Genomic DNA, 279 nt, shown 5'->3' with positions numbered 1-279 from the left:
CGCCATAAAATCGTTTGTCGAACAAGTCCTCAATCGAGCCTCTGTTATTAAGGTCACAGGAAAATCAGTGGCAACATTTACAGAGCTACAGTGTTTAACGCCACGCGGTCGGTATGATATCAAACTATTTCCGTCTTTCATTCAGCTTCACGGTAAAACTTTTGACTACAAGATTCCGGTCAAGACAGTGCTTCGTCTCTTTCAATTGCCGCATAAAGATGGAAGGCAGGCATATTTCATCTTGTCATTAGACCCACCAATTGTTCAGGGACAAACAAG

At 42.7% G+C, this 279-nt stretch carries 1 protein-coding gene; it reads left to right on the top strand.

Annotation, left to right across the window (positions count from 1 at the left end; all coding sequences use genetic code 11):
- Positions 1 to 67: 67 nt before the first annotated feature.
- On the top strand, positions 68 to 279 hold a 212-nt coding region (locus J5474_RS22530; RefSeq protein WP_209364253.1), incomplete at its 3' end, for a PH domain-containing protein.

The organism is Sagittula salina, from assembly GCF_017813235.1.
Classification (GTDB): Bacteria; Pseudomonadota; Alphaproteobacteria; order Rhodobacterales; family Rhodobacteraceae; genus Sagittula; species Sagittula salina.
The sequence above is the reverse complement of the archived record's forward strand: the minus strand, read 5'-3'. Positions and strand labels throughout refer to the sequence as shown.